The sequence below is a fragment of the Luteibacter sp. P1_D3 genome (genome assembly GCF_056406135.1).
Genome location: NZ_JBFUAT010000031.1, coordinates 24592 through 45377 on the forward strand (window position 1 = coordinate 24592; position 20786 = coordinate 45377).

The 20786-nt window shown below is 65.2% G+C and carries 16 protein-coding genes; 2 read left to right on the forward strand and 14 right to left on the reverse strand.

The genetic code is table 11. The annotated features are described in order from the left end of the window. Positions 1-24: 24 nt before the first annotated feature. The 3 genes from AC1DYM_RS17850 to htpX all read right to left on the reverse strand — a co-directional run bounded on the left by AC1DYM_RS17850 (position 25) and on the right by htpX (position 5216). Positions 25-1908, reverse strand: coding sequence for a hypothetical protein (locus AC1DYM_RS17850; RefSeq protein ID WP_477340610.1), 1884 nt, complete (start codon positions 1906-1908; stop codon positions 25-27). A 342-nt stretch (positions 1909-2250) separates the two neighbouring features. After that, entirely contained in the window at positions 2251-4116 is a 1866-nt protein-coding gene (gene htpG / locus AC1DYM_RS17855) for a molecular chaperone HtpG (protein WP_477340612.1), read from the reverse strand. A 209-nt stretch (positions 4117-4325) separates the two neighbouring features. Next, the gene (gene htpX / locus AC1DYM_RS17860) at positions 4326-5216 is read right to left on the reverse strand and encodes a protease HtpX (protein ID WP_477340614.1); all 891 of its coding nucleotides are present in this window, start codon (positions 5214-5216) and stop codon (positions 4326-4328) included. A 208-nt stretch (positions 5217-5424) separates the two neighbouring features. Here htpX and gluQRS point away from each other — a divergent pair, with 208 nt between their 5' ends. Then, positions 5425-6297: a tRNA glutamyl-Q(34) synthetase GluQRS gene (gluQRS, locus tag AC1DYM_RS17865; protein WP_477340638.1), complete on the forward strand. Its 873-nt coding sequence runs from the start codon at positions 5425-5427 to the stop codon at positions 6295-6297. Positions 6298-6354: 57 nt separating this feature from the next. After that, complete coding sequence (gene phbB, locus AC1DYM_RS17870) at positions 6355-7095, forward strand: acetoacetyl-CoA reductase (protein WP_477340640.1); 741 nt, start codon at positions 6355-6357, stop codon at positions 7093-7095. 20 nt (positions 7096-7115) lie between these two features. Here phbB and AC1DYM_RS17875 read toward each other — a convergent pair whose 3' ends face one another. From AC1DYM_RS17875 to AC1DYM_RS17925, 11 genes are all read right to left on the reverse strand, one after another. After that, on the reverse strand, positions 7116-8222 hold the full coding sequence (locus AC1DYM_RS17875) for a catalase family protein (RefSeq protein WP_477340616.1): 1107 nt from the start codon (positions 8220-8222) through the stop codon (positions 7116-7118). Positions 8223-8303: 81 nt separating this feature from the next. Continuing rightward, positions 8304-9971, reverse strand: a complete 1668-nt coding sequence (locus tag AC1DYM_RS17880) for a ShlB/FhaC/HecB family hemolysin secretion/activation protein (protein ID WP_477340618.1) — start codon at positions 9969-9971, stop codon at positions 8304-8306. Between the two features lie 79 nt (positions 9972-10050). Further along, a complete protein-coding gene (locus AC1DYM_RS17885) occupies positions 10051-11559 on the reverse strand; it encodes a collagen-like triple helix repeat-containing protein (RefSeq protein ID WP_477340620.1) in 1509 nt (502 codons plus the stop codon). 451 nt (positions 11560-12010) lie between these two features. After that, entirely contained in the window at positions 12011-12316 is a 306-nt protein-coding gene (locus AC1DYM_RS17890) for an STAS domain-containing protein (RefSeq protein ID WP_181016718.1), read from the reverse strand. An 11-nt stretch (positions 12317-12327) separates the two neighbouring features. Then, positions 12328-13506 (reverse strand): methyl-accepting chemotaxis protein, encoded by a 1179-nt coding sequence (locus tag AC1DYM_RS17895; protein ID WP_046968483.1) that lies wholly within the window; start codon positions 13504-13506, stop codon positions 12328-12330. A 15-nt stretch (positions 13507-13521) separates the two neighbouring features. Further along, positions 13522-14622, reverse strand: a complete 1101-nt coding sequence (locus AC1DYM_RS17900) for a protein-glutamate methylesterase/protein-glutamine glutaminase (protein ID WP_046968484.1) — start codon at positions 14620-14622, stop codon at positions 13522-13524. A 57-nt stretch (positions 14623-14679) separates the two neighbouring features. Then, positions 14680-15339 carry a chemoreceptor glutamine deamidase CheD gene (cheD, locus tag AC1DYM_RS17905; protein WP_477340623.1) on the reverse strand — a complete coding sequence of 220 codons (660 nt, stop codon included), beginning with the start codon at positions 15337-15339 and terminating at the stop codon, positions 14680-14682. Further along, the gene (locus tag AC1DYM_RS17910) at positions 15336-16211 is read right to left on the reverse strand and encodes a CheR family methyltransferase (protein ID WP_477340625.1); all 876 of its coding nucleotides are present in this window, start codon (positions 16209-16211) and stop codon (positions 15336-15338) included. The genes cheD and AC1DYM_RS17910 overlap by 4 nt, the downstream gene beginning before the upstream one ends. A gap of 3 nt (positions 16212-16214) precedes the next feature. Then, entirely contained in the window at positions 16215-17930 is a 1716-nt protein-coding gene (locus AC1DYM_RS17915) for a methyl-accepting chemotaxis protein (RefSeq protein WP_477340627.1), read from the reverse strand. Positions 17931-17972: 42 nt separating this feature from the next. Then, entirely contained in the window at positions 17973-18488 is a 516-nt protein-coding gene (locus tag AC1DYM_RS17920; RefSeq protein ID WP_477340629.1) for a chemotaxis protein CheW, read from the reverse strand. A gap of 279 nt (positions 18489-18767) precedes the next feature. After that, complete coding sequence (locus AC1DYM_RS17925) at positions 18768-20747, reverse strand: chemotaxis protein CheA (RefSeq protein WP_477340631.1); 1980 nt, start codon at positions 20745-20747, stop codon at positions 18768-18770. Positions 20748-20786 lie beyond the last annotated feature (39 nt).

Here is a 20786-nt window from a genome sequence, read left to right on the forward strand (position 1 = left end):
GAGTGAATCACCCGCCCCCGAAACTCAATGCACCTTCATGACGTAGCGGCGCGCCCAGCCGGTCTCCCAAACCCCTTCGTCCCTGGATTCGGGCAATGCCGTGGCGTTGATCGTGACCGGCTGTAGCTTCGCCGCTCCGATGACGCTTCGAATAGACGCCTCCGCCGAAACGGTAGAAAGGAGGTGGTGGATATCCTCCTCTTTCGTCGGGATGCGCAAGAGACTGAACTCGCTCAGCGAGCAACGAGTGATGTCGGCCGATGCCTCGCAGGAGGCCRGATCCGCTTTGAAGCTTCCCGCGTCTGGTACGAAGCCGTCGATCAGGACCACTTCGCCCCGAGTGACATCGAAGCTGGCGAACGGCTTTGACAACTCGGCGGAGACATCGACACTCTCCTGGGGAGCCTCGTGGATCACGTTGACGTAACCGGCCTCCGAGGTCTGAACGTTGTATTGCTGCCGGTATGACTGCGATTCGACGCATCGGCCGCTGCCCGCCTCTTCGGTAACACAGGCAGACTGCTGCAACGAACGCGTTTCATGAGTGGCATCGCGCCACTCCTTCGTCGCGAAGAATCCTCGTTCTTCGGTCTTTTTCGCGACATATGAGCCTACGCCCGCGCGGGCAACGCGTTTTGCCGCGGCAGGCGGCGGAGCCGCTCCGCGTTGCTCCTGGGAGGCAGCGGACAAATCATAGGTCCCCGGGTCCAGGTAAAAGATCGCAAAACGCGACTTGCCCACGGTGAGCGAACCGAAGAATCCGTGCAGGCCAATGACGTCCTGCCCAGCCCAGGAACCGGCTGTGAATTCGTCCCCCGGACGCCCTCTGGCCCGCCACACGACGACGCCCGATCGGTCACCCCAGTACTGGGCGAGGAATTTCACCTGGATAGCATGCGTATCTGCTGACTGATACTTCGTGTCCATATCGAGCAAAGGCATGATCACGATGGCTTTGCCCGCGTGTGCGGCACGCGCCCTCACCAGTTCGAAGGCATCGGCCGCCAACTCACCACGCGCCTTTGCCTCGGCAAGCGGATCTTTTTTCTTGAAGGGGTTGGTGAAAATGGCCCGCTTTTCCGTATCAGCCTTGGGGACGACCGCCGGCGGTTCGGGGGTACGGGTAGCGGCGGCCACGAGAGAGCACATGACGAAGCCCGTTTCCGCGCCGCTCAAAACTTGATTGCCACGTGGAGCCGCCGACAGCGACACCGTCTCCGTACTCTCGTCGATATCGAGGCGCATGGCGAAGGCAGGCGGCCCTTCAAGCACCATCTTGCCCGGTGCATCCACGGAAATGCCGAGTGTGCCCTGCTGGCCGACGTAGTGCTCTGACGTGACACGCATGCCGCCCATCGCCGTCAGCTTCGCTTTCACTCGCGCAAGCGCGGCTTGCGCACCATCGCCACCGTCGTACAGGGTCCACGTGCGAAAGAAGGCACGCTTATCGTCGATAGCGTCGAGATGGAAGGTCGCGTTTGCCAGGCAGAATGCCTGCGTCTTCGCGGGCGTAAAAGGACCGGGCATCGGACCGGAACCATTGGACGCCTGATACGTCGCCGTGGGCGCAGCGACGCTCATCGGTGCACCGGGCCTGATCTGCCCGAGGAACCGACACAGGTAGTCGCGCATGACCGCTTCACTGGCCGGAGCATGTGGCGGATACGTCGCCTTGATCGATGCGCTATCACGGTCGAGCGCGACCTCTATATCCATAGCGTCTGTGGTTACCGTCTCGACGCTCTTCAGTTCGATCGTGGCGTGGTCGCCGGTGACGACGCCGTCGCTCATGGTCAGCTTCATGTCGCTGGCGATCTTCTTGACCATGCCGAGCGCATCGCGAGCGTTGACGCCGATGCCGTTCGTCCTCGCATCGAACACCAGACCGCTCCCCGGATCGCCTGACATCTGGAATGTCGACGCACAGTCGGCTGCCGCATGCGCAGCACCGAGGGGCAGGATGGAAAGGATCAACGCCGCAGCGACGCCTTGCAACATATGCGTCTGCACGAATGTGCGGGGTATGCGAGTGAACATCGTGCTTTCCCTGTTCCGTGATGATCGACTGGCCACTCAGGGCCGAATGCCGATTGGACAACAGGAAGGAGGCGGAGGCAAGGAACAGGATCCGTGCTTGTCGAATCCCGCTTTGTAGGAGCCGATTCATCGGCGATGGGCGTGTAGCGACGTTGGAGGTTGTCGCTAGCACCCGTTCGCCGATTAATCGGCTCCTACCGAAGCCAGTGCGGTTTAGCCCAACAGGACGCGGTTCATGCGCTGGACGAAGGCGGCCGGATCGGCGAGCTGCGCACCGGCGGTGATCTCGGCCTGCTCCAGGAGCAGCCCGGCGATGTCGCCGGCCTTCGCATCGTCGGTTTCCGCGGCGAGGCGCTTCACCAAAGGGTGCTCGGGGTTGAGCTCGAGCACGGCCTTCGACTCCGGCACATCCTGGCCCGCTTCACGCAACAGGCGGGCCAGATGTGGCGCGAGGTCGAAGTCGGCCAGCGCGAGGCACGACGGTGAGTCGGTCAGACGCGCGGAGACGCGGACGTCACCCACACGATCGCCGAGCAGGCCCTTCGTGCGCTCGATCAGCGGAGCGGCTTCGGCACTGGCCGCTTCCTGCTTCGCCTTGTCGGCTTCGTCGAGCGGGAACTCGCCCTTGGCCACGTTACGCAGGCGCTTGCCGTCGTATTCGGTGAGGTAACCGAGCATCCACTCGTCGACGCGATCGGACATGAGCAGCACTTCGATGCCCTTGGCCTTCAGCGCTTCCAGCTGCGGGCTACCCGCGGCGGCCGCATAGCTGTCCGCGGTGACGTACCAGATCGTGTCCTGGCCTTCGCCCATGCGGCCAATGTAATCGTCGAACGACACGGTCTTCGCCGCACCGTCGCCCTTGGTCGACGCAAAGCGCAGCAGCTTGGCGATGCGATCGCGGTTGGCTGTGTCCTCGACGATGCCTTCCTTCAGCGTGTTGCCGAAGCCGGCGAGGAAGGTGGCGAACTTTTCCGGCTCGTCGCGCGAGACCTTCTCGAGCAGATCCAGGACGCGCTTGGTGCACGCGGCCTTGATGCGCTCGAGCTGGCGGTTCTGCTGGAGGATTTCACGGCTGACGTTCAGCGGCAGATCGTCGGCGTCGACGACGCCGCGCACGAAGCGCAGGTAGTTCGGCAGCAGCTCTTCGGCGGCATCCATAATGAAGACGCGCTTGATATAGAGCTTCAGGCCCTTGCGCTCTTCGCGGCCGCCCATCATCAGGTCGAACGGCGGCTGTTCCGGCACGTAGAGCAAGGTAGTGAAGCTCTGGCTGCCTTCGACGCGGTTATGCGTCCAGGCCAGGGCGTCGTTGAAGTCGTGACCGAGCGCCTTGTAGAAGTTCTGGTATTCCTCGTCCGTGATGTCGCTCTTCGAACGGCTCCACAGGGCCGAGGCCGAGTTGATCGTCTGCCACTCGGTCGGATCGGGCTTGCCGTCTTTCTCGACGGGCATGCGGATCGGGAAGGCGACGTGGTCGGAGTACTTGGTGACGGCGGCCCGGAGCGTCCAGAACTTCAGGAACTCATCCTCGTCGGCCTTCAGGTGCAGGACGACGGTGGTACCGCGCTCGGTGATATTCGCGTCTTCGAGGGTGTACTCGCCCTTGCCGTCGCTCTCCCAGCGCACGCCGGCCTCGGTCGGCTCACCCGCGCGGCGCGTGATGACGGTGACTTTGTCGGCGACGACGAAGGCGGAATAGAAGCCCACGCCGAACTGGCCGATCAGGCGGGCGTCGGCCTTCTGCTCGCCCGAAAGGGCTTCGAGGTAGCGACGGGTGCCCGAGCTGGCGATCGTGCCGATGTTGGCGACGACTTCGTCCTTGCTCATGCCGATACCGTTGTCGCGCACGCTGACGGTGCGCGCGTCCGGATCCCAGGTGATCTGGATGCGGAGTTCCGGGTCGTCGGAGGTCAGGTCGGGGTTGCCGACGGCCTCGAAGCGCAGCTTGTCGCAGGCGTCGGAGGCGTTGGAAATGAGCTCGCGAAGGAAGATTTCCTTGTGCGAGTAGAGGGAATGGGTGACCAGGTGCAGGACCTGGGCGACCTCGGCTTCGAACTTACGTGTTTCCTGGCTCACGGTGCCGTTCCTTCAGGGGTAGACAGCCCCGGATTATGGGGGCGGGCAGGGCCTGAAAAAAGAGCGGCGGCTCTTCTACCGCGCTCGGTAGGAGCCGATTCATCGGCGAAAGGATGCTCGCGACACCCCTGCCCGCTGCCGCGGGATCGCCGATGAATCGGCTCCTACAGGTCCCTCATTCGCCGCTGAAGCGGCTCCCACATTCCCCTTTATCGGGCGGCCTGGAGGGCGGCGATGCGCTGCTCGATCGGCGGATGGCTCATGAACAGGCGCTTGAAGCCGCTGGCGAGGTGGCCGGAGATGCCGAAGGCCTGGATGGTCTGCGGCAGGCTGGTGTCGCCGTGGTTGGCGGACAGGCGCTGCAGGGCAGAGATCATGGCGGCGCGGCCGGCCAGGTTGGCACCGGCCGCATCCGCACGGAATTCGCGCCAACGGGAGAACCAGGAAACGATGATCGAGGCGAACAGGCCGAAGACGATCTGCAGGACCATGACCACCACGAAGTAGCCGATGCCGCCCTCGCCGTCGCGCTCGCGGCCGCCGCTCATCCAGCTGTCGACCACCCGGCCGACCACCCGGGCCAGCACGATCACCAGCGTGTTGAGCACGCCCTGGATCAGGGTGAGCGTGACCATATCGCCGTTGGCGACGTGGCCGATTTCGTGGCCGAGGACCGCCGACACCTGTTCACGGTCCATCTGCTGAAGCAGGCCGCTGCTGACCGCCACGAGGGCGTTGTTGCGCGACATGCCGGTGGCGAACGCGTTCATTTCCGGGGCGTCGTAGACCGCCACCTCAGGCATGCCGATGCCTGCCTTTTCGGCGTGGCGGCGCACGGTGTCGACCAGCCAGCGCTCGGTTTCGTTGGTCGGCTGGGTGATCACCTTGGCGCCGGTGGTCCACTTCGCCATCCACTTGGAGATGGCCAGCGAGATGAACGCGCCGCCCATGCCGAAGACCGAGGCGAAGACAATCAGGCCCGACAGGCCCATGCCACGCTGGGCGGCCCACTGATCGATGCCGAGGACGCGGCAGACGATGGTGAGGAGGAGAACGACCGCGAGGTTGGTCGCGATGAAGAGCCCGATTCGTTTGAACATGTCTTTTTCTCTCACGGCGGCTGTCTGTTTGGCGCCGCCTCATGCGTGAGTTTTCGGGGCGAACGCCTGTGATTCAATCCCCGCAGACCGCGTCGTTCATGGGATGGCGCCCCAGCGCGCTTCGGCGACCGACGGCATCGCCTACACTGTCGCCCTCGCGTCATGCACGCCGTGAGAAACGTCTCAACTCGTGTCCTTTGTCATCCCTATGAGCTATCGCGGACGGTTCGCCCCGTCACCCACCGGTGCCCTGCACTTCGGCTCACTGGTCGCCGCGGTGGGCAGCTGGATGGTCGCCCGTCATGCCGACGGCGAGTGGGTGGTCCGCATCGAGGACATCGACCCGCCGCGCGAGGTTGCCGGGTCGGCCGCATCGATCCTGGCCGCTCTTGACGACTTCGGCCTGCCCCCGGACGGCCCGGTGATTTACCAGTCCACGCGTGGCGACGCCTATGAAGTGGCCTTTGAACGGCTCAAGGCGTCAGGTCACGTCTTCCCTTGCTGGTGCAGCCGAGCCGACCTGGCCGTCCACGGCGGCCTGCACCGTCATGGCCAGTGCGTTGCCGCGCCCGATCCCATCCGACCGCCGGCATGGCGTCTGCGAACGCCGGACGAGACGATCCACTGGCACGACGACCTACAGGGTCCCCAGGCCGAAAACCTGCTCGACGTCGCCGGCGACTTCGTGATCCGCCGCGTGGAAGGCTTCTGGGCCTACCAGCTCGCCTGCGTGGTCGACGACGGCGCACAGGCCATCACCCACGTGGTGCGCGGTGCCGACCTGCTCGATTCGACGGCCCGGCAGATCTATCTCCAGCGACTGCTGGGCCTGCCGACAACCGGCTATCTTCACCTTCCCCTGGTACTGGATGCGGACGGCCGAAAGCTTTCCAAATCGGCCGCCGCCCTGCCCGTGGACCCTGCCGATCCCCTGCCCGCCCTACGGCTGGCGCTGGAACGGCTCGGCCTGGCAGCGCCGATCGGGCCGGCCACCCCGCGTGATCTGCTTCACGCCGCGCTGAATGAATTCAAGCCTGCGTCGCTCCGCCGCAGTAGTCTTGCGGGCATGGGGGAGCTATAACAATCGTTTGCCCGCGCAGCGGGCCACTACGGGAAACGGGCGAGGATGAAGCAAGGCATTACGCAACGCACGGCACTGGTGACCGGCGGCACGGGCGGCATCGGTACGGCGATCGTGCGCTACCTTGCGCGTCAGGGCCATCGCGTCGCGACCAACTACCGCGATGAGGCCAAGGCCGCCGCCTGGCGGGAAGACATGATCCGCGACGGCATCGACGTCGTCATGGTGCCCGGCGACGTGGCCGACCCAGCCTCGGCCGCGGCCATGGTGCGCAGCATCGAGGATCTCGCCGGCCCGATCGAGATCCTCATCAACAACGCCGGCATCACCCGTGACACCACGTTCCACAAGATGGACTTCCAGCAATGGACGGACGTGGTCAACACCAATCTCAACGCCGTCTTCAACGTGACCCGCCCGGTGATCGAGGGGATGCGCTCGCGCCAGTGGGGCCGCATCGTCCAGATCAGTTCGATCAACGGTCAGAAAGGGCAATACGGCCAGGCCAACTACGCGGCGGCGAAGGCCGGCATGCATGGCTTCACCATCTCGCTGGCCCAGGAGAACGCGCGCTTCGGCATCACCGTCAACACGGTCTCGCCGGGCTACGTCGGCACCGACCTGGTCATGGCCGTCCCGGAAGATATTCGCGCAAAGATCATTGCGCAGATCCCCGTGGGCCGTCTCGGCCGTCCGGAAGAAATCGCCCACGCGGTGGCTTTCCTGACCAGCGAGGATTCGAGCTGGATCACCGGCTCGAATCTCGCCATCAACGGTGGCCACTACATGGGCTGGTGAGCCCGATCAGGCTGCCAGCTTCAGAGCCGAAGCTCGTCGACCGTCTTCGGTTCGTGGATCGCCACCTTGTTGTGGTGCGCGCGAAATTTCGCCATGACCTTGTATGCGATCCGGCGCGCACGCATCACCGAGCCCAGTGGGCGATGCGCCGCGATACCGTGCCAGGGACTGAACGCGAGCCCGTCGTCGATCGCAAGCCGCCGTGTTTCATTCCACGCCGGCTGCGCCGGCACGACGAGGCGCGCCACGTCGATATAGGGACTCTTCTCTTCCGGCCACGGCACGGACGCATCTTCGATCGGCATGGTCTCCAGATCCGTGCAGAACTGCACGCGCACGTCCCACTCCCCGCCCTCACGCGCGAAGTGCTCGATCATCGCGTCACGCAGGCCATTGGGTTTGCCATTGACGTTGAGCTCGGCGTTGGTCAACGCCGTGAGATTGGCCGAGCGCGGCGCCATGGACACCTTCACGACATACTCGCCGAAGCGCAGCGGTGCCTGGCTGAAATAGCTGTCACCCAGCGGGTTCGTTTCCGGCTGGCCACCGAGGGCGAGCAAGGTGGAACTCTTGCCTCCGAAGGCTTCGACCAGGCGTTCGGTGCCGCGTAACACGGCGGAAAGCGCCTTCTTCGCACCTTCCGCGCGATCCGTCGTCGCCGCGACCAGCTTGAGCGTGCCCGCGAATTTCTTCGCGGTCGGCGCAGAGAACGCCGGCCCGTTCACCATCACGAAATCCTGCGTCGTATCGCCTTCACTGCCCGGAAGACGGTCGCCTTCGACACCGAAGATCTTTACCGCCATCCCACGCGGCGTCGACACACTGTCATCGAGGATGTCGCCCGGTACCGTCGACAGGCGCATGGCCACGCCGTAGCGCCCTGCCCTGGCGAAGATACCCTGCGCGAGCTCGCGCGGAAGGTCGTCGGGAACGATCAGCTCGCCCGTGAGCAGCGCATGGCTCTTCGCGTGAACCGATCGATGTGCGTGCTTCTCGTGCTCGAGCGTGGTCTGGTTGATGCCGGTCAGCGTCTCGATCAGTTGCTCGGCCGTCTCGGCCTCATCGGGCTCGACGTGCTCGAGGGATTCGTCGAAACGAATCGGCGGCGGGCTCAGGGAGAGGGGCATGAGGATCTCGGCGGCTGGATGACGTTTGATCGTGCAACCGCCGTCGTGAAGGGGGCGTCCCTGCCCCCTGTTTCACCGGTGTTACATCAGCTTGTAGCTGAACGTGAGATTCCATCGCACGTCGCGGTTATTGCTCTCCGGCGGTTTGTCGCCCGTCGGTTGCGCGAGCGCGAAATCCACCGTGTAGTGCTTGTTGTCGGAAAGCCGCAGGCCGACCGCCGCCGAGTCGAGCTTGTCGATCAAGGGCCTCGCACCGTTGAGGTAGACGCGGGCCGACTGGTAAGCCACGTACGGCACGATCGATTTCACCCAGCGCGTACCCGAGACGAAAGCCCGGTTCACCTCCAGCGATGCCGCCCAACCGCTGTCGCCTGCCGCATCACCGGGATCGTAAGCATAAGCAAAGCTCGGACCGCCGAAGTTGATCTGCTCGGTCGATGGCAAGGCGTTGTCGCTGTATTGGCCGGTGGCGCGAATCACCGTGCCGATCTTGTGCGCCCACTGCTCGGACCACGCCAGGTTCATGGTGTAGCGAGTGAAGTCGATATCGGGCATGGCGACGGCGAGCGAGCCGCCGAGATTCGTCGACACGCGCGAGCTGGCACCGAAACTGTCGAACCCGTGCGCGACGGCGAAGCTGAACTGCTCCGTGCGTTTTTCGGTGGCTTTCAGCCACGACAACTCCGCGTTGAGCACACGGACGCTGGAGCGCAGCGAGATCATCGCACCCGTGTCGACGTTGCGATAACGGTCGTCCTGTGTAGACGCATACATGCTCATGGTCAGGTTCAGCCGCTTGCTGTTGGTCAGCAGCAGCGGATAGATGGCCGTCAGCGCGAGCCGCTCCTGGGAGAGGCGATGATCGAGATACGAGGGCAACTCGTCATCGGTATCGGGACTGCCCCAGTAATGACTGCCGTCGACGCGACCTTGCCAACCCTGCGAACCGATCGGCTCGACCCAGGCCGCGGAATAGAGGCGCTGGCCGCCACCGTTCGGAAACAGCGTGGAGACACTCAGTTGTTCGCCCAAAGGCGTTGCACCGTTCTCCAACGCCGTGAAGACACCTTGCGCGCCCGGATGGTTGAGATCCATGCCGTAGCTGGCGTCGTAGCGTTGACGGGTAATGTTCAGATCCAGTGTCGTCGCACCGTCCGTGGTGGTGGGCGGAGGTACGTTCGCGGCGACCTTGGCGCCCGGCAACTCGCCAAGCAATTGCGTGTAACGTTCGAACGTGGCCTGTCGCAAGGGCCGCTCATCCACGATGTGCGCCGCCATCGCGCGGATGCGCCCTTCGAGGTTGCCCGCATCGCCACGCACGGTCAGACCGGAGACGTAGCCCTCGACAACCGTCACACGCACAACCCCATCGGTGAAGGTCTGGCCGGGGATGAAAGCGAACGACAGCGCGTATCCCTTTTTCTTGTACATCGCCGTGACGCTGTCCGCCGCCGCGACGAGCTGGCGAACACTCGTATCCTTGCCCCGCATCGGCGCGAAGACGGCGGCGACATCGGCGAAAGGAATGGACCGCACGCCGACGACATCGAAACGCGTCGGCGTCAGGTGACTGGCAAGCAGCGCCTCGAGGGCCTGGTTGGGCGCCTGCACGTTGACCGTGACCGAAGGCGCCTCCTTGGGCGTTTCCGTTCGCGGCAGTGTCTGGAGTGGATTGGCCGGCGCACGGACCTGCGCCTGGGTGGAACACACGACGGTCATGCCTAGCAGGCAGCCGAGCCATCGATTCATCTAAACCCCCTGCGAACGATGACTTACCCGCTGCCCAACGAAGCGCGGGCGGTGTAGGACACCGCCCGCGCCGATCGTTTTACAAGCCGTTGTTACCCTTGCCGAGGTTCTTCAGGCGACCGAGCAGGCTGCTCACCGGATCCGCACCGGCACCGCTGTTGGCACCCGTCCCCGTGGTCGACGAAAGCCCCGTCGCGGATGCGACGTTGTTGACGACCGTATTGAGTGTGGTCGTCACCGGCGCGATGGTCGGGCTGCTGACCACACTGCCGACGCCTGCACCGACCTTGGTCAGCGTGTCGGCCACCGGATTGGTGATCGGGGCAAGCCCACCGAGGCCACCGGTACCCAGTGCGGCGACCGGTGCCGCGGCACTGTCGATCAGCGCAGGCACGCCAGCAAGCGTGTTCGAAATCGGCGACGCGCTGCTCGGACCGGCCGTTCCAGGACCGTGAGTCAAGGTGTTGCTCGCGACGTTGAGCGTGCCACCGACGCCGGTCAGCGCGCCACCCAGCGGCTGCGAGAGCCCACCCAGCGCACCGGGTGCCGCATTGTTCGACACCGCCGACCCCAGCGAGGTCACACCCTGGCTGACGCCACCGGCCAGGCCACCTGCGGCCAGCCCCGTCGAAGCGACGAGATTGCCGGACGAAACCGGCGAGGCACTGCTACCGATCGAGGTAGCCAGCGGCGTCACGACCGTGCTGACCAACTGCGTCAGCGTATTCGCCTGCGACGAGCCGAGCGCGCCACCGAGCTGCGTGCCCAGTTGCACCACACCGCCGCCGGCGGTCTGCACGACATCGGCTACCGTCGCCGTGATCGGGCTGATCGGTGTATTCGCGCCTACGGTGTCAACGCCTGCACCAAGATCCTGCACGGCGTTACCCGCACCGATGACGACGTTATCCAGGCTACCCGTGGTGACGCCCACCGGGTTGGCCGTATTGCCGATCTGACCGAGACCGCCGGATACGCCGCTGCCGAGCGACGTGACCGCGCCGCCGAGGTCGTCGACCGTGTTGCCAAGGGCGTTAGTCAGGCCCGACGTGCCGCCGAGTACGGTTACCGAAGGCAGTTGCGTGCCGATCCCCGAGATCGTCCCACCCAGCGAGGACACGATATTGCCGGCGCCGGTCGCGATTGCGCCAACCGCGTTGCTTGCTGCCGCTGTGCCCGTGCCACCGCCTGTGCCACCGCCCGTGCCGCCGCCACCGGTGCCACCACCGCCTGTTCCGCCGCCACCCGTTCCACCGCCGCCGGTACCGCCACCGTCACCACCGTCACCACCGCCGGTGCCACCGGTACCGCCGCCGGTACCACCCGTACCACCGCCGGTGCCGCCCGTACCGCCACCCGTGCCGCCACCGGTGCCGCCGGTGCCGCCGCTATCCCCGCCGCCCGTGCCGCCACCGCCACCGGTGTCGCCGGAGCCGCCCGCACCGCCCGGATTGACCGTGCCCGAGGAACCGCCGCCGGATCGCKTCGAACCGTGCCCGCTGCAGGCCGTCATGGAGACCGACGCAGCCAGGATGCAGCTGACCAGAAGAGTACGGGTGAAGACCTTGCTGAACTTGAGTTCGCTCACGACTCACTCCTCGAACGCATGGCGTTCTGGGTAGTGCCCCCTGCCTGTGGGAGCGATACATCGAATGTGACCCACGTCACAACCGTGGATCCATCAAACGCCTGCAAACCCCGTGTCAGTACGCAAAAGTGGCAGCTAGGTAGGAATACGTAGAGCAGATTCGGCCATCTGTTCAGACGCGTCGTGAGTGTGTGAGCTTGGATCGAACGAAGTGCGAAAACTGCGTGTATAGCGCGTTTTTGTTCGATTTTGTGGGAGCCGATTCATCGGCGAATAGTAAATAAACCCGCTGCGCAGCAGCGCTCCTCCCAGGTTGCTGGCCTCATCTCCCATCGAAGGGAGAGCATCGCCGATGAATCGGCTCCTACCAAAGCTGAAAAATCGGACTGCGTGAAACGCAAAACGCCCCGGCGGGACCGGGGCGTTTCTTGTGGCTCGGAACCTGAGCGGTTCAGTGCACGGTGAACAGCTTGTCGAAGCCGGCGATGCGCAAGGTATTACGCAGGTCGGCGCTGGCGTTGACGATGCGGATCTCGGCGCGATCGCCACCGGCGTGTTCGCGCAGGAGCATCAGCATGCCCAGCGCGGAGCTGTCCATGCCGGTGACCTGTTCCAGGTCCAGCACGTAGCTGCGCGAGGCGGCGACGTCGCCCAGGCAGGCATCGTGGAAGGCACGATGGATGGAGAAATCGAAGCGCTCGCCCAGATGAAGGGTCAGGCAGCCGTGCTCGGTGTCGTGGTGAACGTTGATGGCCATGCGGTCTTCCCTTAAAACAGGTCGATGTCGCCAGCAGCCATGGACTGCTGGAGGGCGGGGCCACGCGAACGCAGGCGGGCACGTTCACGCTGCTCGGCCAGGCGCGAGCGGACGCGCTGGGCACGGGCGCCGAGCTCGGCCGGATCGGCCGGGGCGCAGGCCAGTTCTTCGATGTCGCGCGTGCAGTCGGCAGTGATCTCCTGCAGCTCGACCAGGCGCGAGCGCGTCTGATGCAGCAGCTGGCTGAGGATGTCTTCGAACTGCAGCGAACGGATCGTGGTGGACACGTCGTTGCCGAGGCCGCGATTGATCGAGGCGGCTTCGTCGGCGGCAGCGCTGGTGCGTGCGTTGGACTCGGTGATGGTCGACATCATGCGATCGATGTCGCCCTTCGCCGACAGCGCGACGTTCATGTCCTGCGAGGCCATATGGCCGACCAGCTCGCGAAGCTGCTCCATTGCGGTGCGCGAACGCTCCACGTGGGTACCGATCTTCTCGTTGAACTGGTTGCTGTGCTGGGCGAGGTTGCGGATTTCGCCAGCGACCACGGCGAAGCCGCGGCCGGACTCACCGGCACGCGCCGCTTCGATCGCAGCGTTGAGCGCGAGCAGGTTGGTCTCTTCGGCAATCGTGTTGACGTTCTTCAGCAGCGCGAACACGGCGTCCATTTCCTTGGCCATGCCGTCGATGCGGTAGACGATGCGCAGGCTCTCACGCGACAGCTGGACAATCAGGCCGACGAAGTGTTCGAGCAGACCCGCGGTGCGCGAGGCGAAGTCCTGCACGGAGATGCCGTTGCCACCGCTCTCGATGATCTCGCTGAGCAGCTTCTGCTGCTTGCCGGTCTTGTGCGACAGGCCGTTGAAGCCACCGCCGAGTTCGGCGACGGCGTCACGCAGCAGATCCAGCGCCTGGTGCAGTTCCCGGCTGGCGTGGCCGAGTTCGTCGACAATGGCGCTGCGGACGTCTTCCATCGCCTCACGTACCGAGGCTTCGTCCGAAGACGGCGAGTGCAGCACCACCTCCACGTCCGGCAGCGCGGCCGGGCGCAGGCTGATCGCGATCCAGGTCGCGGTCAGGAGTGCCACCACGACCGGGGCGACCCAGGCCGAATGGAACACCAGCACGAGGACCAGGGCGATGGCACTGGCGGCAAAGCCGATGCTTCGTTCGTTCTTGGGGATAAGCATGATGACGTCTCGCTATCAGGTGCCGACGCGCGAGGCGGCGGCGGAAACAGGTGTATGGGCGAGCGCGAGCAAGCGCGCAGCGATCGCGTCGAGCGGAAGCATTTCGTTGGCGGCACCGGCTTTCCAGGCGGCGCCAGGCATACCCCAGACCACCGAGCTGGCTTCGTCCTGGACCAGGGTGGGTGCACCGATTTCTTTCAGCTCGCCCAGGCCACGGGCGCCGTCGTCACCCATGCCGGTGAGCAGCACGCCGATGGTGGCGGCGCCGACGCTGGCGACCATGGAACGGAACAGCACGTCGACGGCAGGCTTGTGGCGGTTGACCGGCGGACCATCGTGCAGACGGCAGACGTGCTTGGCGCCGTCCCACATGACCAGCAGGTGCTGGCTGCCGGGGGCGATATACGCGTGACCGGCCTGGATGGGCTGGCCGTCGCGGGCTTCCATCACGCGCATGGCGGAACAGGAATCCATGCGTGCGGCGAAGGGGCCGCTGAAAGCCGCGGGAATGTGCTGGGTAATGACGATCGGCGGCGCCGTGGGCGGCATCGCTTCGAGCACCACGCGGATGGCTTCGGTGCCACCCGTGGACGCGCCGATGGCGATGATGCGCGTGCCACCGCGCGTGCCGGGCGTCTGGGCGAGCGGCAGGACGGCGTCAGCGGAGAGGCGCGGGGCGACGTCCAGCTTGCTGACCGCTGCGCGCTCACGCGGCTTGGCGCCCGCGGCGAGGCGGACCTTCGCGCAGATCTCCGGCGCGTGGTCCATGAAGGTGTTGGCGAGATCGGCGGGCGGCTTGGTGAAGAAATCCACCGCGCCCAGTTCGAGCGCGCGCAGGGTCACGTCCGCGCCGCGCTCGGTCAGCGTCGAGACCATCACCACCGGCATCGGACGCAGGCGCATCAGGTTGTCGAGGAAGGTCAGGCCGTCCATGCGCGGCATCTCGACGTCCAGCGTGAGCACGTCGGGATTGAGCAGCTTGATCTTATCGCGGGCGATCAGCGGATCCGCGGCCGTGCCGACCACCTCGATGCCCGGATCGGACTCGAGCATGGTCGTCAGGACCTTTCGGACCAGGGCCGAATCGTCGACGATGAGGACGCGTACTTTCTGCATGGGCGCTTGCGACTCGGGTAGCTGGATGGTGGAAGGCGATACTGCCGACGACGTGCGTCAGAACAGTTCCACCTCTCCCTTTATCGGATCGTCGGCCAATCGCTTGAGGTATCGTTTCTCGCGATCGGCCAGATTGTTGCCGTGCGTGGCGCGCAACTGGCGCACGCGCACCTTGCCACTGACCGGAAAGAACTGGACCTGGCGCGGGTAGATGTCACCCACGTCGGCCGCGCAGAGCTTCAGGTTCTCGGTCGCGATGTAGCGCTGGACGAAGGTGATGTTGCGCTGGCCGATGTCGGTCATCGTCGCCAGCACGCGGCCACCGCCGAAAATCTTCACTTCCAGATCGTCGCGACGGCCGCCGGCCTTGAGGATCGCGTTGATCAGCTGCTCCATCGCGTCGTTGCCGTAGCGCGCCGCGCGGCCGACCGTCGAGGTCCAGCTGTCGCGCTCGCCGGCCGGCTCCGGCAGCATGAAATGGTTCATCCCGCCGATACGACGCCGTGCGTCGCGAACACACGCAGACACACAGGAGCCGAGCACCGTGGAAATCATCTCTTCCTGGGTACTCACGTAATACTCGCCCGGAAGAATCTTTACCGTGACCACTTCCTGGGCGGGATCCCAGAAGCGGCGAACGTGCTCGAATCCCGGCAGCACGCTCTTCGGATCGAAGCCGATGAACGTCCTCGGCTGCGCGACGAACGTGTCGCTCATGTGCGTTTCCGGTAGACCGTGCGGCCGATCAGATCGAAGTCCTCGGACAGTCCGTACATGGACTCCGAGTGCCCCAGGAACAGATAGCCGTGGCTTTCCAGCATGCCGGCGTAACGGGAGAACAACCGCTGTTTGGTCGGCTTGTCGAAATAGATGACCACGTTGCGGCAGAAGATCGCGTCGAACTTGCCCTGCATCGGCCATTCGTGGAGCAAGTTCAGCGGCTGGATGGCGACCAGCTCGCGCAGGCGCGGGTGTACCTGCACGTAGCCATCGAACGAACCTTCGCCACGCAGGAACCAACGCTTGCGCCGCGCATCGCTTACGCCACCCAGGCGATCCACCGGGTACACACCCTTGCGCGCCGCCTCGAGTGCTTGTGGCGACAAGTCGGTAGCGAGGATCTTCGCGTCGATCTGGATGCCGGTGCGCTCGATGGCCTCGGCCAGCACCATCGCGATGGCGTACGGCTCTTCGCCGGTGGAGCAACCCGCCGACCAGATCCGCAGCCGACCACCGCCGCGCTTCTCCGCCAGCCAGCGCGGGAGCAGCTCGTCGATGAGCATGTCGTAGTGGTGCATCTCGCGGAAGAACGAGGTGACATTGGTGCTGATGCAGCTGGCCAGTTCACCGAGTTCCGCTTCGGGATCGCGGCGCAGCAGGTCGCAATACGCCTCGAAGCCCGAGAGGTTCAGGGCACGCAGGCGGCGCAGCAAACGGCCCTGGACCAGCTGCCGTTTGTGATCGCCCAGCGAGATGCCGCAGTGCTGCAACACGAACTCACGCAGGAAGCCGAACTCTTTTTCGCCGAGATTCGGTCCCGTCGCGCCCGCCAGCCCGACGGCATCGCCGTTGTTGACGAGCKCATTCATCGATCAGAACTCCTTCCACACACCGGCGTCGGCGGCCGACTCGACCGGACGCGGGGCGCGCGGTGCCGGCGTGCTACGCACGGCGGCGAAGACGGTTTCCATCTCTTCGCGGGCGGCATCCTTGCGCGGCGCCTTGGCGGCGGGCGCGTTCGATGCGTGGCCGGCGATCTGGAAGAACGACACCTGGCGGCTGAGTTCGTTGGCCTGCTCGTGCATGGCACGGGCGGCAGCGGCCGACTCTTCCACCAGCGCGGCGTTCTGCTGGGTCATCTCGTCCATCTGCAGCACGGCGTGGTTGACCTGGTCGATACCGGCCGACTGCTCGGAGCTGGCAGCAGCGATCTCGGCGACGATGTCGGTCACCTTCTTCACGCTCTCGACGATCTCGGCGAGCGCCTTGCCCGACTGGTCGACCAGCTCGGAACCGGCCTTGACCTTGCTCGCGCTGTCATTGATCAGACCCTTGATTTCCTTCGCCGCACCGGCCGAACGCTGGGCCAGGTTACGCACTTCGGTCGCGACCACGGCGAAGCCGCGGCCCTGCTCGCCCGCACGCGCCGCTTCCACCGCCGCATTGAGCGCGAGCAGGTTGGTCTGGAACGCGATCTCGTCGATCAGGCTGACGATGTCGGAAATCTTCTTGCTGGAGCTGTTGATCTCGCGCATGGCGACGACCGTCTGCGCGACGACTTCGCCACCGCGCTCGGCCTGCTCGCGGGCACCGCGGGCCAGCTGGTTGGCGTGGCTGGCGTTCTCAGCATTCTGCTTCACGGTGGAGGTCATTTCTTCCATCGACGAGGCGGTCTCTTCCAGGCTGGACGCCTGTTCCTGCGTACGCTGCGAGAGGTCGTCGTTGCCGCGCGAGATCTGCTGCGCCGCCGTGCTGACCGAACCCGAACCGTGGCGTACTTCGCCGACGATGGCGCTGAGGCGCTCGTCCATGGCGCGGAACGCTTCCTGCAGCTGGCCGAGTTCGTCCGAGCGCGTGACCTGGATATCGTGGCCGAGCTTGCCCTCGGCGATCTGGTGCGCGACAGACACGGTGTGCGACAGCGTGCGGATGATGGAGCGGACGACGAGGACGCCGATCAGCAGGCAGATGAACAGGCCGACGGCCAGCGAACCGATGCTGAGCGCGCGGACGGTCTTGTACTGGGCCGATTCCTTCTCGTAGATCGCGGCCGCTTCATCGCGCTTGGCTTCGATCAGCTTGCCGAGCTGGGTCTGGCGATCCATCAGGAGCGGGCGGACCTGCAGTTCAAGCACGTCGCTGGAACCTTCGTCGCCCTGGTTCAGGGCGTCGATCATGTCGGCCTTGGCCTGCTCGTAATCGGTGTTGGTGGACTGCCACTTGTCGTAGAGCTTCTTGACGTCGGCGGACATCGGCAGCTTCACGAAGTCGGCCTTCAGCTTGACCATCTCGTCCTGGTACTTCTGGAATTCGGCGACCTTCTGCTTGACCTGGTCCTTGTTGCTGACCTTGGTAGCGGCCTCGCCCAGCACGACGAAGGACATCAGCGAATCGGTGTTCACGCGGCTCAGCATCTCGGTCGGAGCAAGCTCCTCCTCATAGATCTGGCGCATGCCTTCGTTCTGGAAGTGCATCGCACCCAGGCCGACAGCGGCGCCGCCCAGGAGCATGAGCGTGAGCAGGCCGAGCACGCCGTAGAGGCGGCCACGAACGGTCAGGGCGGGGACTTTGAACTTGAACTTCTTCATCACGGTTCCAATCGGCAAAGTGCGGCAAGGACTAACCGGGTATCAGGCGACGGCTTTGACATCCGTGGAAGCCAACGCGGCCTCCAGCATCTGCGCATCCTGCGGCTGTAACAGGCGATCCACGTCGAGCAGCAGAACCATGCGCTCGGCGACGGACGTGAGTCCCTTCAAATATTCGGTATCGACGGTGGTGCCCATGTCGGGCACCGGACGAACGTCGCCCGGGGCGACCTCGACCACGTCGGAGACGGCATCGACCACGACGCCGAACTGGCGGCCGTTGACCATCACGATGACCGTGACGGTGGTGGCCGTGTATTCCTCGCGCGCCAGACCGAAGCGCAGGCGTAGATCGAGCACGGGGACGATGGCGCCGCGCAGGTTGAGCACGCCGAGGACGTAGCCGGGTGCCTGGGGAATGCGGGTCACCGGCGTCCAGCCGCGAATCTCGCGGACGGCGAGGATGTCGACGCCGTATTCCTCGTTACCGAGGTTCACGGTGAGGTACTGCGCGGCCTCTTCAGGCACGGCGGAGGCAGAGCTGGCTTGCTGGTTCATGTCGTTCCCACGGCGGATCGGTTCGGCGGTTCGGGACCCCTTCCCTTGGGGTATCGGCCGTCGCGGTGGGTTCTTGAGGGCGAAATACGCTTTTAAGGTAGGAGCCGATTCATCGGCGAAGGGTGCTCGCTGCAGCCTGATGGGTGCTGCGGCGGGCTGGCCCGCTGGCGCGGGGTCGCCGATGAAATCGGCTCCTACCTAGCCTGAGCGGACGCGGCAGGCTGGCCCGCTGGCGCGGGATCGCCGATGAATCGGCTCCTACCCGAGCCGGGGCGGCTATCAGGCGGCTTTGCGGCGCGCCTGCATGCGGACCAGGCCGGTCACGTCGGCGATCAGCGCCACCGAGCCGTCGGCCAGGATGGTCGCGCCGGAAATGCCCGTGACGCGGCGGTAGTTGGCTTCGAGCGACTTCACGACCGCCTGCTGCTGGCCGATCAGTTCGTCGACGAACAGGCCGATGCGGGTGCCCTCGCCTTCCACCACGATGACGATGCCCTCGTCCACCGCGCGGCGCTGCCCGGCACAGCCGAACACGTCGAACAGGCGCACGATCGGCAGCCAGTTGTCGCGGAAGCGGAACAGCTCGCCACCGCCGGCCACGCTGCGGACGGTGTCCGGCTTGACCTGCACCGACTCGATGATGGACACGAGCGGCACGATGTAGATTTCCTCACCCACCGCGGCGGTAAGGCCGTCGATGATCGCCAGCGTCAGCGGCAAGGTGATGGTGAAGGTGGTGCCATTGCCCTGCACGCTTCGGATGGCGACCGTGCCGCCCAGGTCCATGACGTTGCGACGGACCACGTCCATGCCCACGCCACGGCCGGAAAGGTCGGTGGTCGCGGCGGCGGTGGAGAAGCCCGCTTCGAAGATGAGATCGGCCACGGCCTCGTCGGACATACCCTCGCCCGTGGCGATGATGCCGCGCTGGATGGCCTTGGCCACGATCGCGTCGCGATTGAGGCCCGCGCCATTGTCGGCGACTTCGACGACGATGCTGCCACCACGATGGAAGGCTTCCAGGCGAAGCGTGCCGGTGTCGCCCTTGCCTGCGGCGAGGCGCTTGTCCGGCATTTCCAGACCATGATCGATGGCGTTGCGGACCAGATGGACCAGCGGATCGCCGATCTTCTCGAGCACGGTCTTGTCCAGCTCGGTGGTCTCGCCGCGCATGTCGAGCACGACCTTCTTGTCGAGCTTCTGTGCCAGGTCGCGGACCAGGCGTGGGAAGCGATTGAACACCGTGCTGATCGGCAGCATGCGGATGCTCATGACGCTTTCCTGCAGCTCGCGCGTGTGGCGTCCGAGCTGGGCCAGGCCGTGGCGCAGCATTTCCAGCTGCGACGCGTCCACGCCGTCGTTGAACTGGCTGAGCATCGACTGGGTGATGACCAGCTCGCCGACGAGGTTGATCAGAGTGTCGATCTTTTCGATGCCGACGCGGACCGAGCTCGACTCGCTATTGGCAGCGGGATCGCGCACGGCGCGCGACGCGGCAGCAGCCGCCGGTGCAGCGGCCACAACCTCGGCCACCGGGGCGGGCGCGGCGATGCGCGGCGTCACGGTCAGGTCGCAGTCGCCATCGACCCAGTCGAACACGCCTTCGACGGCGGCGCGCTTGGCGCCGGCATCGAGGCGGAGCGTCCAACCGAGGTAGGACGACTCGGCGTCCATATCGGCCAGCGCGGGAAGTTTGCTGGCATCGCAGGTGACCGCGAGCGGACCGAGGGCCTCGAGTTCGCGGAACATGCGGGCCGGATCGTTACCGGACTTCAGCAGGTAGTCGAAGGGACGGAAGGCGATGTCCCAGCCTTCGATCGCTTCGACCGGAGCGGCAGCCTTCGCGACAGCTACCGGAGCGACCGCGTTGCCCGAGACCATCGCCGACAGCTCGGCCAGGAGGGCCTGGCTTTCCGCCGTGGCGGCCGGCTGGCCGGTCATCGACAGGGAAAGCATGTCGCGCACGGTGTCACCCGAACGCAGCAGCAGTTCTACTACGGCCTTTTCCATCGGACGGCGGCCGCTGCGGACCTCGTCCATCAGGTTTTCGGCGACGTGGGTGAAGGCAGCGACATCGGTGAAACCGAAGGTGGCCGCGCCGCCCTTGATCGAATGGGCGGCGCGGAACACCACGTTGATCAGTTCCGGATCCTCGGCGCCCTCGTCCAGGGCGAGCAGGGCCTGCTCCATGGCGTCGAGACCATCGAGGCTCTCCTCGTAAAACGCCTTGTGGAATTGCGCCAGATCGACTTTGGACATGGGGAGACCCTGGAATTACCGGAACACTAAAGTGGAAAC

What these genes read in the sequence shown, in the direction of transcription:
- htpX (WP_477340614.1), bottom strand. Translation starts at nt 5,216, where the DNA reads ATGTTCAAACGAATCGGGCTCTTCATCGCGACCAACCTCGCGGTCGTT.
- gluQRS (WP_477340638.1), top strand. Translation starts at nt 5,425, where the DNA reads ATGAGCTATCGCGGACGGTTCGCCCCGTCACCCACCGGTGCCCTGCAC.
- AC1DYM_RS17875 (WP_477340616.1), bottom strand. Translation starts at nt 8,222, where the DNA reads ATGCCCCTCTCCCTGAGCCCGCCGCCGATTCGTTTCGACGAATCCCTC.
- AC1DYM_RS17880 (WP_477340618.1), bottom strand. Translation starts at nt 9,971, where the DNA reads ATGAATCGATGGCTCGGCTGCCTGCTAGGCATGACCGTCGTGTGTTCC.
- AC1DYM_RS17890 (WP_181016718.1), bottom strand. Translation starts at nt 12,316, where the DNA reads ATGGCCATCAACGTTCACCACGACACCGAGCACGGCTGCCTGACCCTT.
- AC1DYM_RS17895 (WP_046968483.1), bottom strand. Translation starts at nt 13,506, where the DNA reads ATGCTTATCCCCAAGAACGAACGAAGCATCGGCTTTGCCGCCAGTGCC.
- AC1DYM_RS17900 (WP_046968484.1), bottom strand. Translation starts at nt 14,622, where the DNA reads ATGCAGAAAGTACGCGTCCTCATCGTCGACGATTCGGCCCTGGTCCGA.
- cheD (WP_477340623.1), bottom strand. Translation starts at nt 15,339, where the DNA reads ATGAGCGACACGTTCGTCGCGCAGCCGAGGACGTTCATCGGCTTCGAT.
- AC1DYM_RS17915 (WP_477340627.1), bottom strand. Translation starts at nt 17,930, where the DNA reads ATGAAGAAGTTCAAGTTCAAAGTCCCCGCCCTGACCGTTCGTGGCCGC.
- AC1DYM_RS17920 (WP_477340629.1), bottom strand. Translation starts at nt 18,488, where the DNA reads ATGAACCAGCAAGCCAGCTCTGCCTCCGCCGTGCCTGAAGAGGCCGCG.
- AC1DYM_RS17925 (WP_477340631.1), bottom strand. Translation starts at nt 20,747, where the DNA reads ATGTCCAAAGTCGATCTGGCGCAATTCCACAAGGCGTTTTACGAGGAG.